Raw genomic sequence first — 14,090 nt, forward strand, 5'->3', positions numbered from 1 at the left:
CGTAACACCGCTCACAGCGGCTTACAGCTCCCGCCGGCTCACAGCTCGGTGCGCTCCCGCGTGCCGCACTCCGTGAACACGGACATCGCCTCCCTGCGCAGCTCCGCCGCCCCTTGCCCGTCGTCCAGCGCCTCACGGGCCGCTGCGAGATCGCGCAGCGTGCGGGCCCGGGGCAGCCGTAACTCCAGGGCGTCCCACAGGCGCACGGCGGCGTCGAGCCGCTTCTGTGCCTCCTGGTGCCGCCCCTCGGCCAGGGCGCACTCGCCGAGCGTGCGCAGGGTCAGCGCCTCGCCGAAGCGGTCGCGGTAGTCCCGGCACACGTCGAGCGCGCCGAGCAGTTCCGACTCCGCCTCGCGCGTGCGTCCCAGCCTCAACCGGGCCTTGGCGCGGGCCCGTTCCGCGTACGCCGCCATCAGCGGGTCGCCGAGCCCGGCGAGGATCTCGAGGGCCCGTCCGGCGTGCCGCTCGGCCTCCTCGTACGCTCCGAGGGATCGGTGCAGAAGGCTCAGCGAGCGCAGGGTGAGCGCCTCTCCCCGACGGCTGCCCAGGCTCCGGTAGGCGCTCAGCGATACGTCCAGGAGCGCCGCGGCACGCTCGTGGTCGCCGCGTTCCAGACGTACGGAGCCGTGCAGCCGGCAGGCGAGCCCGATGCCCGCGTCGTCGCCCAGGTTCCGGAACACGCCGACCGCGCGGCCCAACGCCTCGTCGGCGGCGTCCAGTCGTCCCAGTTCACGCAGGTTGCCGCCGAGTCCCGCGAGGGCGGCCGCCTGGCCGTGCAGGTCGCCGATGGCGGCGCACAGGGGTTCGGCCTGGCGGAAGTAGTCCTGGGCCTCGGCGTACCGGTCCTGTTCGAACCGCAGTTGTCCCAGGCCGATGAGCAGCAGCGCCTCGCCCGCGCGGTCCCCGGCACGCCGGGCGGCGGTGAGCGCGGCGTGATGGCTGCGCCACCAGGCGTCGAAACGGTTGCCGACGGCGAAGGACGAGGAGCACAGCACGGTCGCCGCGGCGCAGGCGAGGGTGTGCAGGCCGAAGGCCGCCGCGCGCTCGACGACCGTGGCCAGCGCGTCGGCCTCGGCCTCGAACCAGGCGTACGGGTCGGCCAGCGCCCGCCGCGTGGTCGCCTGCCCCGCCTCGGCGGCCGGTCCGTGGTCCGGCGTGCTCTCCCCGCCCCACTGCGGCCCGGCGCCCCCGGCGGACCGGTTGACGCTCGCCGAGCCCCCGAGGTACGGCCGCAGGACGACCACCCCCGAGGGAGCCTCCTCCGCGACCCGCTCCACGAGCCGGAGTCCGGCGGCCAGCGCCCGTCCCACCGCCGCCGTGCGTACCTGGAGCGAGTCCTCGGCCTCGGCCCGTTCGGCGGCGTAGACCCGTACCAGATCGTGGGCCCGGTAGCGCGACTGACCGGCGGAGTCGGTGCCCGTCCAGTCCAGTATCTGCGCGTCGACGAGCCGTTCGAGGACCTCCTCGGCATCGTCCTCGGGCCCGTCGACGAGGAGCGCCACCATCCAGGGGGCCGTGTCGCACGGGCCGAGGGCGGCCAGGCGGCGCAGCACGGTGCGGGCGTCGCGATCGAGGGATTCGTAGCTCAGGCCCAGGCTGGCGCGTACCTCCAGATCCCCTACGGCCAGCTCGTCCAGGCGCCGCCGCTCGTCCTCCAGGCGGTCGGCGAGGACGCGAGGGGTCCAGTGCCGGCGCGTGGTCAGCCGGGCCCCGGCGATCCGCAGGGCCAGCGGCAGGCCGCCGCACAGCGTGACGATACGGCGGGCCGCGGCCTCCTCGGCGGGGTCCTCCGTCGCGTCCCGGGGGCCGATGACCCGGGCCAGGAGTTCAAGGCTGCGGGCCTCGTCCAGGACGGCGAGGTCGGTGCGCCGGGCCCCGTCGAGGCCGCCGAGCCGGGCCCGCGAGGTGACCAGGACACCGCAGCCGGGGCTGCCCGGCAGCAGCGGCCGGACCTGGGCCTCGCTGCCCGCGTCGTCGAGGACGAGGAGGAGGCGGCGTCCCGCGACGAGGCTGCGGAAGAGGTCGACGCGCTCGGCAAGGTGCTCGGGCGGCGCCGCACCCAGCGCGCGCAGCAGCCTGCCCAGGACGTCGCCGGGCGGCAAGGGCCCGCCGGTGCCTCGGAGTTCGGCGTACAGCTGCCCGTCGGGGAAGGCCTGTGCGGCCAGGTGGGCGGCCTTGACCGCGAGGGCGGACTTGCCGACACCGGCCGGGCCCGACACCACCACGACGGGGGTCGCGTCCCGCGGTGCGACGAGCCCTTCGACGACCTCGGTGATCTCGGCCTTGCGCCCGGTGAAGTCCCGGATGGCGGCGGGCAGCAGGCACACGGGCCGGGGCGCGGCGGGCGCCTGCGGCGCCGAGACGTCCGTCGCCGCCGCGGCGTTCTCGGCGCGCAGCAGCCCGGGTTCGGCCCGCAGGATCGCTCCGTGCAAGCGGCGGAGTTCGGGCCCGGGGTCGATGCCGAGTTCCGCGGCGAGTACGGCCCGGCCCTCGTCGAAGGCCGCGAGCGCGTCGGCCTGCCGCCCCACCCGGTAGAGGGCGAGCATGAGCTGGCCGCGCAGCCGCTCGTTGGTGGGGTGGGCGCCGACGAGTCCCTTCACCTCGGTGATCAACTCGCTCTCCCGCCCGCCGCATTCGAGTTCGGCGGCGATGCGCTCTTCGAGTACGGAGCGCCGGGCCTCGTCGAGACGTGCCGCCTCGTTGCGCAGTGCATCGCCGACGCCGCCGAGCGCGGATCCGCGCCACAGCAGGAGCGCGTCACGCAGGAGCCGGGCGGCGCCGAAGTGGTCACCCTGCGCGGCGGCCTGCCGTCCGGCGGCGGCCGCCTCCTCGAACCGCCCGAGGTCCACGGCTCCGGCTTCCGGCCGGATCACATACCCGGGCGCCCGCGTCTCGATGGTCCCCCGTTGCCCTTCCGGCAGCGCCCGCCGCAGCCCCGAGACGTACGTCTGGACGAGCGCCCTGGCCGTCTCCGGCGGGTCCTCGCCCCAGACGACGTCCACGAGGACCGCGGCGGGCACGACATGCCCGGCGCGCAGCAGCAGCGCGGCCAGCAGGGCGCGGGGTTTGGGTCCGCCCACCCGCAGGGGACGTCCTTCCCACAGCGCTTCGACCGGCCCGAGCAGGCGGTATTCCAATGCCATGGTCTGTCCCCCGAGGCGTCACCGGCACTTACTCATGTCTCATGCTCCCCTAACCTCCCCTGCGGAGCGATGAGTTGAGGCCTGCCGGGCGCGGCGTCCCCGGCGCCCCGGTGTCGGACGCGCGACCGTCAGGCGGACGCGGCGGCCATCCGGTGCAGGAGTCCCGCCACGAGCGCGACGCGGTCGGGGATGTCGTCGACGATCACGTGCTCGTGGCGTGCGTGGGGGCCCGCGCCGCTGCAGCCGAGCCCGTCGAGGACCGGCACGCCGAGCGCGGCGATGAAGTTCGCGTCGCTGCCGCCGCCGACGCTGATGGGCTCCAGGGGTCCGCGCAGCTCGGTGGCGATCTCGTCGGCGAGGCCGAACAGGGTCTCGCTTGCCGGCGTCAGGCGCATCGGGGGGCGGTTCCACTCCCCGCCGATCCGCACGTCGACCCGCGGATCGGCGGGCCGCAGGGAGGCGAAGACCTCGTCGACGCGGTCGGCTTCGTCCTGCCGGGTGATGCGGACGTCGACGAGGCAGTGCGCGCGGCCCGCGACGACGTTGCGGGCGGTGCCGCCGTCGAAGGTGCCGATGTTGATCGTGGTCCCGGCGTCGGGGTCCTGCGCCGCGGCGAGCGTGGTGACCAGTTCGGCGAGCGCGTGGACCGCGCTGGCGCCGCCCGCGGGGTCGTTGCCGGCGTGGGACTCGATGCCGGTGGTGGTGATGTTGAAGGTGCCGACGCCCTTGCGTTCGGTCTTGGCGTCCCAGCCGACTCCGGGTTCCAGGACCAGGGCCGCCGAGCAGTCGCGTGCCGCGGCCTCGATGAGGGGGCGCGACACCGGGCTGCCGAGTTCCTCGTCACCGGTGAACACGAACGTCACCGTGGGGTGTTCGAGTCCTGCGGCGCGCAGGGCCCGCAGCGCCCAGACGCCCGTGACGAGCCCGGCCTTCATGTCGTAGACGCCCGGCCCCCTGGCCACCCCGTCGTCCACGGTGAAGGGCCACTCGGCGAGCGTGCCCGCGGGCCAGACCGTGTCGTAGTGGCAGATCAGGAGCACCGGCTTGCCCGGCGTGCCGGGGTAGGTCGCCGTCAGGACGTCACCGTGCTCCGCCTGCTCGTGGCGGGTCCATGCGGCGGCGGGGCCGAGCCGGTCCTCCACCCGGGACCTGATCGAGTCGGCGGCGGTGTCGAGCAACGCCTTGTCGGTGCTGGGCGTTTCGAGGCCGACGAGCGCGGAGAGGTCGGTGAGCAGATCGTCGAGGTGGGTGCGAGTCCAGGCGGACAACGGCTTCGCGGACAAGGGGTGCGCCAATCTGTGTGCGGGGTCGGAGAGAAGACGGAACGGGGGATCTACCGGACGGGGACGCCGGGGCCGAGCGGGATGCCCAGCGCGTACCAGGCGAGGAACATCCCCAGCCAGACGACGAGGTTGACGACGGCAAGGGGCAGGACCAGGGACATCAGGGTGCCGATCCCCGCGGAGGGCCGGTAGCGGCGGATGAACCCCAGTGCGATGACGAAGTACGGGCTCATCGGGCTGAGGCTGTTGGTGGGCGCGTCGGCGATGCGGAACAGCGCCTGGGTGGTCTCGGGCCGGATGCTCAGGAGCATCAGCATGGGCACCAGGACCGGTGCGACGAGGGACCACATCGCGGAGCCGCTGGTGAGGAAGAGGTTGAGCAGGCTGACGAGGAGCACCGCGCCGACGAAGATCACCACGGGCTGCGCGCCGAGCGAGTCGAGCACCTTGGCGCCGGATATCGCGATGACCTGCCCGATGTTGGTCCACTTGAAGTAGCCGAGGAACTGGGAGACCGCGAAGAACAGCACCAGTACCGGGACCAGTTCGCGCAGCCCTCGCCCCATCAGGTCCGGGATGTCCTGCGCGGCGGTGATGGTGCGCACGGTCAGCCCGTACACGGTGCCGATGAGCATGAAGAAGAGCATCAGCACCACGGCGACGTTGTCGAGCAGCGGTGATGCGACGATGGAGCCGCCGTCGCCGCGCAGGGGCGATCCCGCGGGCAGCATCGCGAGGATCACCGCGGCCAGGTACAGCGCTCCGGCGGTGATCGAGCGGCGTACGCCCTTGCGCTCGTCGTCGGAGAGCGCCATGTCGGGCAGTTCGTCGACGTCGGTCAGCTCCGGCTCGGCGGCGTTCATCGCGTCGACCCGGCGTGCGACGACGGCTTCGGTGACCAGCGTGATCACGACCGCGAGGAGCAGGCAGGACGCCGCGGAGAAGTACCAGTTCGACACCGGGGTGACCGAGTAGGACGGGTCGATGGTGTGCGCCGCCGATGTGGTCAGCCCCGCGAAGATCGCGTCGGAGCCCTCGATCACCGGACTGACGCTGCTCGCGCCGCCCACGGCCACGTACGACACGACGGCGCCGATGATCGGGCTGCGGCCCACCGCACGGAACGCGATCATGCCGAGCGGGATCATCACCACGAACGCGGCGTCTCCGGCCACGTGGGAGAACATGCTGGTCAGCGCCACGGCGAAGGTCACCATTTTGGCCGGGACGCGGGCGAGCGCGGCGCGCATCAGGGCGGGGAGCAGGCCCGTGCCGTCCGCGATCGCGACGCCGAGCATGACGACGACGATCAGCCCCAGCGGCGGGAAGTTCACGAAGTTGGTGATCAGGTCGCCGAGGACCATCTCCACGCCGGCGTCGGACACGATGCTCTTGACCCCTATGGCCTTGCCGTCGGCAGGGGAGACCACCGAGACGTCGAGCGTGGCGAGGAGCCAGCTCGCCGCCACGATCAGCCCGCTCAGGATCACGAACAGCCAGAACGGGTGCGGCAGTTTGTTGCCCGCGCGGTCCACGAAGTCCAGCACGCGAAGGATCACTGTCGTCGGCGAACGCCGTTGTTTCGTCGTCACCTCGGTCATGAGGGCCTCCCGCTGCTGTCCAGTGGCGATATGGCTCGCCATAAGACAGCTGCATGCTTCTTTGTGTCAAGCATGAGATCTAAGATGCCAGAATCGCTCTGTGTAGGCTGTGCGCATGCAAGAGATGAAGCACGGGCTCGATGACGCGGACCTCGATCTGGTGGCCGCGCTGCAGATCGCGCCCCGCGCACCGCTGAATTCCGTCGCCGAGATCCTCGGCACCTCCGCCAGCACGGCGGGGCGGCGCATCCAGCGGCTGCAGCAGCTCGGGCTCCTGCGCTTCATCGGCACCGTGCACTGGTCGCTGCTCACCACCGGCAACCCCTACGTGGTGTGGATCAAGTGCAGGCCGGGCGCCACCGCGGATGTCGCCGCGGCCATCCAGAAGGTGCCGCAGGCCCAGTCGCTCATGACCACCACCGGCGACTCGGACATCTACTGCACCCTCTATCCCCTGCCCGGCACGGACCCGCGCCGCCTCCTCGCCCGGACGCTGCCCGGGATCCCCGGCATTGCCTCCATCCAGTCGCACCTGGTCCTGCGCTCCGCCCGCGAGGCGTTCACCTGGCGGCTCGACCGGCTCACCGCCCGGCAGACCGAGGAGCTGCGCGGGCAGGCCGATGTCCTTCCCGACGCGGCCACCAGCACCCTCGGCCCCCTCAACGAGATCGAGTTCCGCACGCTCCGGCTCCTCGTCGAGGACAGCCGGGTCTCCGCGGCACAGGTCGCCCGCGAACTCGACGTCAGCCGGTCCACCGCCTACCGGACGATCCAGTCGCTCCTGGAATCGGGCGCCGTCCGCCCCCGGGTGGAGATCGAACCGGCCGTCCTCGGTTTCCCGATCACCGCGCTGTTCACCCTCGACGTCCAGCCCCGGCACATCCCCGCCGTGCTCGCCGCACTCGGCGGGCACTCCTGCGCGCGGTTCACCGTCATGACCGCCGGACCGGCCACGATCCTGCACCACGGCGTCTTCGCCGACGAGGAACACCTGTCCCGGTTCGTCACCGACGACCTCGGCGCGCTCCCCGGCCTCAACGGCCTCAACACCCTGATCGCCCTGTCCGTCCTGCGCCGCCAGTGGATCGACCGGGACGACGACCTCGTCCTGGGCCCCCGCGCCCACGACATCCTCTCGCCCGACCACCACACCCGATAACCCGCGCCCGTCGCCCCCTGGCCAGGCCGACTCCCCCGCGGTACATCACAGACATGACCCCGCACGGCGGATCCCCCCGGCGTCTTGACGGCAAGGTCGCCTTTGTCACCGGTGCGGCCGGAGGGCTCGGCCGCAGTCATGTCCGACGGATGGCGGAGGAGGGCGCCGACCTGGTCGTCGTGGACATCTGCCGGTCGGTCGACACCGTGCCCTACCCGCAGTCGACACCGCAGGACCTGTACGACGCGGTCGAGGAGGTGGAGGCCCTGGGCCGCCGCGTCCTGGCGCGGCAGGCGGACGTACGCGATCGCGAGGCTCTCCAGGAGGCGTACGACGCCGGGCTCGCCCTGTTCGGGCAGATCGACGTCGTGGTCGCCAACGCCGGGATCGCGCCGCTGCTCGTGGAGGACCGGGTGCAGGCGTGGCACGACGCCGTCGACGTCAACCTCACCGGCACCTTCCACACCGTCGAGGTGGCCCTCCCGTCGATGATCGCCGCCGAGCAGGGCGGCTCGATCGTGATCGTCAGCTCCACCGCGGGCCTTGTCGGCATCGGCGGGGCCAGCAACGGAGGCCTCGGCTACGCCGCCTCCAAACACGGGGCGGTGGGACTGATGCGCACCTACGCCAACAACCTTGCCCGGCACAGCATCAGGGTGAACTCCGTGCACCCCACCGGCGTGGCCACCGCCATGGTCACCGACCCGGCCATCGTCGAGTTCGTCGCCCGGGACGCGATCCTGTCCGAGACGGCGCCGAACGCCCTTCCGGTGGACGTGATCGAAGCGGTCGACGTGTCCAACGCCGTGCTGTGGCTGGCCTCGGACGAAGCCCGCTACGTCACCGGCGTCACGCTGCCCGTCGACGCCGGATTCATCAACCGCCGCTGAGCCGCCGGGCGGACCCGATCTCGAGGTGGAGCGTCATGACCGATCAGTACGCGGACACGATCCTGGTGGGCGGGCACGTCAAGACGTCGACGGGCCGGGCCGACGGACTGGCCGTACGCGCCGGTGTCATCGAGACCGTCGGCGGCCGCGAGGAGGTGCTGCGACGGCGCGGACCAGCAACCAGGGTCATCGAACTGGCCGGCGACACCGTCCTGCCGGGCCTGCACGACCTGCACGTGCACCCGATCTACGCCGGAATCCGCGAGCGCCGCTGCAAGGTCCCGCAGGGCTCGAACCTGGCCGACACCCTGCGCATCGTCGCCGAGCACATATCCCGGACCGCCCCCGGCGCATGGGTTCTCGGCGGGCGCTGGGACGCGTCCGCGCTCGGCACCACCCCGAACCGGACCATGCTCGACGCCGTCGCCCCCCACCATCCGGTCCTCCTGGAGGACACCAGCGGGCACAGCTCCTGGGCGAACAGCGCGGCCCTCGCCGCCGCCGGAATCGGACCCGGCACACCCGACCCGGCGGGCGGCTTCTTCGAGAGGGACGGCGCGGGCAAACCGAGCGGCATCCAGCGCGAGACCGCCGCCGATCTGCTCGCCGCCTCGGCCCCCAAACCGTCCGACGAAGAGGTCGAGGCGGCCCTGGAGTGGGCGCTCGGCGAGATGCTGTCCTACGGGATCACGTCGTTCACCGAGGCCGCGGTCGGCTTCACCGCGGGGCCACGGGCCGAACTGCGCGCCTACACCCGCCTCGCCGCGCGCGGAGCCGTCAGGCAGCGCGTACGCCTCTGTCTGGTGTGGTCCCCCTACGACCCCGCGTGCGAAGAGGTGATCACGGGACGGAACCTCTACCGCAGCGAGCACATCGCGCCCGACTGCGTGAAGATCTTCCTCGACGGAGTGCCGACCGACAGCCACACAGCGGCGATGATCGAGCCCTACCGGGACACGGTGGCGGGACGGGACGACGAGGCGAGCCGCCACGGGATGCTCGCGATACCCCCGGCCGTCCTCGACCAGGCGGTGACCCGGTTCGATCGCATGGGCATCACCGTCAAGTTCCACGCGGCGGGCGACGCGGCGGTCAGGGCAGCCCTTGGCGCCGTCGAGGCCGCCCGCGCGGCCAACGGGCCCGGCCCGTACATGCACAACGTCGGACACTGCACCTTCGTGACGAAGAGCGACATCGAGCGCGCCGCACAGATCGGCGCGACGTTCGAGGTGTCCCCCTACCTGTGGCAGCCCTCCCCCATCTGCTCCGACATCGCCACCGCCGTCGGCCCGGAAGCGGTCGAACGCGCCTGGCCGGTACGCGAGATGCTCGAAGCCCGCGCCCTGGTCGTGCCCGGCTCCGACTGGTGCGTCGTGCCGTCGGTGAACCCGTGGTCCGCCATCGAAACGCTCGTCACCCGCCAGGAGCCGGGCGGCAGCGCCGACAGCTTCGGACCGGGCCAGGCCATCACGCTGGACCAGGCCTTCGACCTGTTCACGGTCAACTCCGCCCGCCAGGAGGGCATGGCGCACCGCGTCGGGCGCATCGAACCGGGCATGCTCGCCGACCTCGTCGTCGTCGACCGGAACCCCTTCGAAGCGAAGATCACCCAAGTGCACACCACCAGGGTCAAGATGACGTTCGTCGAAGGGGAGCCGGTCTACGAGGCGGACGCCTGAGCTAGGCCTCGCGCCGTACGTACAGACGGTTGCCCTTGGGTCCCGTCCACTCCAGGCGTACGACGCCGGCCACCGCCGCGTCGTCGATGCGGGACGGGTCGGCCCAGTAGCCGAAGGCGGGGTTGCGGAAGAAGGTCGCCCACAGGCCGCCGTCGCGGTCCTTGAAGAAGTTGTTGTGCCCGGCGCCCACGCCCGCGGTCCAGCGCTCGGAGTACGGGCCCTCGAAACGGTCGGCGACGGCGACGACCGCGTCGTACTGGTACTGGGTCCGCCCGGTGCCCGGGTTGTCGTAGCCGTAGCGGGGCGTTCCGTAGGCGTCGATCGACGTACGGTCCCACGCGGCGTGCAGCAGGTAGTACTTGCCGCCGTGTTTGAACACGTAGGCGCCCTCGAGGTACGGCTCGGGTGTGTACGGCTTCTGCTCGAACAGCGGCAGGTTCGTCGTCGGCTCGATGTCCTCCATGTCCTCGCGGAACTTGGCGTAGAGGTGGTTGTGCAGCACCAGCCAGGCGTCCTTGCCCTCGGTGTAGATGCTGCCGTCGATGTGGAAGTACGCGCCGTGCTTGATCCACGATGGTCCGCCGACGAACGATTCTCCGAAGGGCTTGTCGTAGTTGCCCTCGATCAGGCGGTACGGGCCCTCGACTCCGCCCTCGCTCACCAGGACGAACGAGCCGACCTTCTTCGAGTGGTCGCCCATGCACGCCACGAGATACCACTTGCCGCGGAAGTAGTGCAGCTCGGGCGCCCAGGCGTTGCCGCGCTTGCCGAACTGGCCGTCGTCGTGCCAGTACTCCTGCCAGGGGGCGACGACCGTACGGCCGGGCCGGTTCTCCCCCACGAACTCGGGTGACCAGACCTTGCCGCGCTCGGCGTCGGGCCGGATCTTCGTGGTATCGGCCAGCTTCCACGGGCCGTGTACGGAGCGGGCCGTCCACACGAAGATGCCGTCGTTCCAGGGGCCGGCCGCGGTGAGACCCGGCACCCGGGTGGTGCCGGTCGCGACATAGAGGGGGCGGCCGTCCACGGTGAAGCAGTTGACGTAGGTGTCCCGCATCCAGACCCGGCCGAGCTCCTTGTCGCGGGGACGGAGCTCCAGGGGCAGCACGAAGGAGTTGTCCTCGCGCGGCCACAGGTCCTCGCGGGCGTCCGCCGTGCCGTACGGCGCGGGGTCGGGCCAGTTGGCGGGGTACCGGTGCTTGGCCCCGGCCCCGGCGGCATCGGATGTCCCGGCGGCACCGGCTGTTTCGGAGGGCTGTGCGTGGGCCTCGCCCGCGGGAAGCGCCGCGGCGCCCACCGATCCGGCGAGGCCGGCAAGGACGGACCGGCGGGCGAAGTTCGCGTCGTTCGCGGGTCTGGTCATCAGTCAGATCTCCTTGGTGGTCTCGGTGGTCTCGAAAGCGGAGAGCGTGGTGTCGTAGTCCGTCTCGACGTCGTACATCGGCGTCATCCAGTGGTAGAAGTTGTCGCCGCGCTCGCGGAGCAGGTCGTAGAGGCGCCGGGTCAGCTCCGCGCGGATCTCCCGCATCTCGGGATGGTCATGGCGGTTGTGCAGCTCGTCGGGGTCGGCATCGAGGTCGTACAGCTCGTTGCGGGACTCGGGGTTGATCACCAGCTTGTGGCTTCTGGTGCGCAGCATCCGCTGCGGGCAGGGGAAGTGGTGGCCGTGGAACTCGGCCAGGTGGTGCTCGTCCCACCGGGGGTGCTCGCCGCGTACGAGGGGCAGCAGGCTGCGGCTGTCCACGGCCGGCTCGGTCTTGCTGCCCGCCAGGTCGAGGATGGTGGCGGTGCAGTCGGTGAGGGAGACGAACTCCTCGCGGACCTGGCCCCGCGGGGCGCCGGGGACCTTGAGCAGGCCGGGGATGCGGTAGATGTCCTCGTACATCGCGGGGCCCTTGTCGTGCAGCCGGTGGGATCCGGTGAACTCGCCATGGTCGGCGGTGAAGAAGACCGCCGTCCGCTCGTCGAGGCCCAGCTCGCGCACGGCGTCCAGGATGCGGCCGATCTGCTCGTCGACGAGCGTGACGTAGCCCCAGTAGACGGCGATCAGCTTCCGCGTCTCCTCCAGCGGCATGGTGTCGAAGGCCCACAGCTTGCTGTAGTTCTGCTGGACGGCCGGTTTCGCCGCGAACGTCTCGCTGACGGAGGCGGGCAGTTCGACCAGGGCGGGGTCGTACATGTCGTAGTAGGCGTCCGGGAGGATGTACGGCAGGTGCGGCCCGAAGAAGTGGGTGGCCAGGAAGAACGGGGCGCCCTCTCCCTGGTCCTCCTGGGCGGCGAAGCGGCGGAGCATCTCGATGGCGCGGGTGGCGAGGTAGTACTCGAAGGTGGCTTCGACGGGCTGGTGGAGGCGCGCGGCCAGGAGGTTTCCGGGGCTGCCGTTGGGCGTGGTGCCCCGCACCGGGTCCGTGATGCGGTACGGGGGCAGGCCGTTGTCCGCCAGGTAGGCGAGGTAGTCGGGGTGGTCCACGGGGTTGTGCCAGCCGGCCAGGTCGGGGCCCTCGAAGCCGTAGTCGGCGGCGGTGCGCCGTACGCCGCCGTGCCATTTGCCGAGCAGGCCCAGGTTGTAGCCCTCGGAGCGCAGTTGCTCGGAGAAGGTGAACTGGCCCTCCGAGAGGTCTTCGAGATAGCCGACGTTGCGCTCGTAGTTGGCGAGCAGCTTGTGCCGGAAGGGGGCGGCCCCGGTGAGCAGGCTGGCGCGCGCCGGGGTGCAGATCGCGGTGGGGGTGTAGAAGCTGTCGAACCGTGTGCCCTCGGCCGCGAGCCGGTCGAGGTTCGGGGTGTGCGTGTGCGGGTTGCCGTACGTGCCCAGGGTGTCCACCCGGTGCTGGTCGGTCATCAGGAAGAGCATGTTGTGGCGCACGGGGGCCTCTCGGGTCGGTCGGTCCGGCTTGAGGCACACATCGGCTTCGGCCAGGTGCCGTGCGACGCATGCTCCGACCCGGCAATGATTTAAGTCAAGAGTGCGTACATAAATCGCGTCGAGGTACGCCACCAGGCGAGTTCCGGGTGCGCTCGCGCCGTCGCCGCCAGCAGATCACGCCGTTGCCGGTACGGCGTTTCCTGTGACACGGCGTTCATGTGAACAATTTGTTTCGACTCATTGACGAAAATACTCGGCGCTCACATGCTGTCCTGCATGCACGAACACGACGGCCCGCTGACGCGGCTCCGACGCAGCCACGAGCAAGCGGTTCTCGAGCTGCTCCGCAAGCACGGCCCGCTGAGCCGCGCCGAGTTGGGCGACCGCAGCGGCCTGTCCCGCACCACGCTCCACGACATCGTCGCCGGGCTCGTGGGCAACGGCTCCGTGGTCACCGGCACCCCGCACGTCGAGGTGCGCAAGCGCGGCCGTCCGGTGGAGAAGCTCAGCCTCAACCCGGCCGCCGGGGAGGCCGTCGGCATCGACTTCGCACGCCGTGCCGTGCATGTCGCGGCGGTCAACTTCGCCCATGAGGTGATCGGTTCGGCGAGCGAGGCCCATGCGGCGGATCTGTCCTGGCCCGAACGGATCGACATCGCGGAACGACTGCTCGCCACGTCGGGCGCCGTCCACCTCGACGCGCTCAGCGCGCTCGGCGTCGGCGTGGTGGGACCGATCACCGACCCCGGCAGCGAGAACGCCCACGCGCAGGGCATCGACGGCCTGCCGGACCTGCTGCGCAAGCGCTTCGGCGTACCGGTGCTCCTGGACAACAACACCCGGCTCGCGGCGCTCGCCGAAGCGGTGTGGGGCGCTGCCGCGGACAGCAGCGACGTGCTCTACCTGCGGTTGTCGCACGGCGTCGGCGGGGGTCTGGTCGTGGGCGGCGCGCTGCACCGCGGCCGCAACGGCCTGTCCGGCGAGTTCGGGCACATCACCGTCGATCCGGCCGGCAGACCCTGCGAATGCGGCGGGACCGGCTGCCTGGAGACGCGTGCCTCACTCGACGCGGTCCTCTTCCGCTACCGCGAGGCCGGTGGCCGGGCCGACGGCCTCGCCGGGTTCCTCGATGCCGCCGCCGGCGGCGAACGCCCGGCCCTGGACGTCCTCGATCGCGTCGGCATCGACATCGGCGGAGTGCTCGCCGCGGTCTGCCAGGCCGTCGGCCCGGGGGTCATCGTCGTCGGCGGCGAGCTGGCCGAGGCGGGCCCCGCCCTGCTCGAACCGGTCGAACGCGCCCTGCGGCAACAGCTGATGCCGATGGTCCGGCCGCACGTGGACGTACGACGCGCGACGCTCGGCGAGACCGGCAGCGCGCTGGGCGGCATCGCCCTGGTCCTCCATGAATCCCCCCTGCTCTCCCACTACCCGCAGCCCGTCTCCGAGGAGAACGCGTGAAGCCACCAGCGAGG

Annotated in this window: 9 protein-coding genes; 4 read left to right on the top strand and 5 right to left on the bottom strand. The window is 71.6% G+C overall.

Annotation, left to right across the window (positions count from 1 at the left end; all coding sequences use genetic code 11):
• Positions 1 to 38: 38 nt before the first annotated feature.
• The 3 genes from ABZ906_RS10350 to ABZ906_RS10360 all read right to left on the bottom strand — a co-directional run bounded on the left by ABZ906_RS10350 (position 39) and on the right by ABZ906_RS10360 (position 6,027).
• Complete coding sequence (locus tag ABZ906_RS10350; RefSeq protein ID WP_361379992.1) at positions 39 to 3,143, bottom strand: BTAD domain-containing putative transcriptional regulator; 3,105 nt, start codon at positions 3,141 to 3,143, stop codon at positions 39 to 41.
• Positions 3,144 to 3,271: 128 nt separating this feature from the next.
• Positions 3,272 to 4,411, bottom strand: coding sequence for a M20 family metallopeptidase (locus tag ABZ906_RS10355; protein ID WP_361379995.1), 1,140 nt, complete (start codon positions 4,409 to 4,411; stop codon positions 3,272 to 3,274).
• A 65-nt stretch (positions 4,412 to 4,476) separates the two neighbouring features.
• Positions 4,477 to 6,027 carry an AbgT family transporter gene (locus ABZ906_RS10360; RefSeq protein WP_361379998.1) on the bottom strand — a complete coding sequence of 517 codons (1,551 nt, stop codon included), beginning with the start codon at positions 6,025 to 6,027 and terminating at the stop codon, positions 4,477 to 4,479.
• Between the two features lie 115 nt (positions 6,028 to 6,142).
• Between ABZ906_RS10360 and ABZ906_RS10365 the strand changes: the two genes are divergently transcribed.
• Genes ABZ906_RS10365 through ABZ906_RS10375 form a run of 3 tightly spaced genes read left to right on the top strand, consistent with a single transcriptional unit; the run spans position 6,143 to position 9,755 of the window.
• Positions 6,143 to 7,186, top strand: coding sequence for an Lrp/AsnC ligand binding domain-containing protein (locus ABZ906_RS10365; RefSeq protein WP_361380001.1), 1,044 nt, complete (start codon positions 6,143 to 6,145; stop codon positions 7,184 to 7,186).
• A 53-nt stretch (positions 7,187 to 7,239) separates the two neighbouring features.
• Positions 7,240 to 8,076, top strand: a complete 837-nt coding sequence (locus ABZ906_RS10370; protein ID WP_361380004.1) for a mycofactocin-coupled SDR family oxidoreductase — start codon at positions 7,240 to 7,242, stop codon at positions 8,074 to 8,076.
• 35 nt (positions 8,077 to 8,111) lie between these two features.
• Positions 8,112 to 9,755 carry an amidohydrolase gene (locus ABZ906_RS10375; protein WP_361380007.1) on the top strand — a complete coding sequence of 548 codons (1,644 nt, stop codon included), beginning with the start codon at positions 8,112 to 8,114 and terminating at the stop codon, positions 9,753 to 9,755.
• A 1-nt stretch (position 9,756) separates the two neighbouring features.
• On the opposite strand, the gene ABZ906_RS10380 is transcribed toward ABZ906_RS10375, so the two are convergent.
• Positions 9,757 to 11,118: a family 43 glycosylhydrolase gene (locus ABZ906_RS10380; RefSeq protein ID WP_361380010.1), complete on the bottom strand. Its 1,362-nt coding sequence runs from the start codon at positions 11,116 to 11,118 to the stop codon at positions 9,757 to 9,759.
• A gap of 3 nt (positions 11,119 to 11,121) precedes the next feature.
• Entirely contained in the window at positions 11,122 to 12,606 is a 1,485-nt protein-coding gene (locus ABZ906_RS10385; protein WP_361183520.1) for a sulfatase-like hydrolase/transferase, read from the bottom strand.
• A 276-nt stretch (positions 12,607 to 12,882) separates the two neighbouring features.
• Between ABZ906_RS10385 and ABZ906_RS10390 the strand changes: the two genes are divergently transcribed.
• Positions 12,883 to 14,076: an ROK family transcriptional regulator gene (locus ABZ906_RS10390; protein ID WP_361380013.1), complete on the top strand. Its 1,194-nt coding sequence runs from the start codon at positions 12,883 to 12,885 to the stop codon at positions 14,074 to 14,076.
• The last annotated feature ends 14 nt before the right edge of the window (positions 14,077 to 14,090 follow it).

Origin of the sequence: Streptomyces sp. NPDC046925 (assembly GCF_040644915.1) — a bacterium.
Classification (GTDB): Bacteria; Actinomycetota; Actinomycetes; order Streptomycetales; family Streptomycetaceae; genus Streptomyces.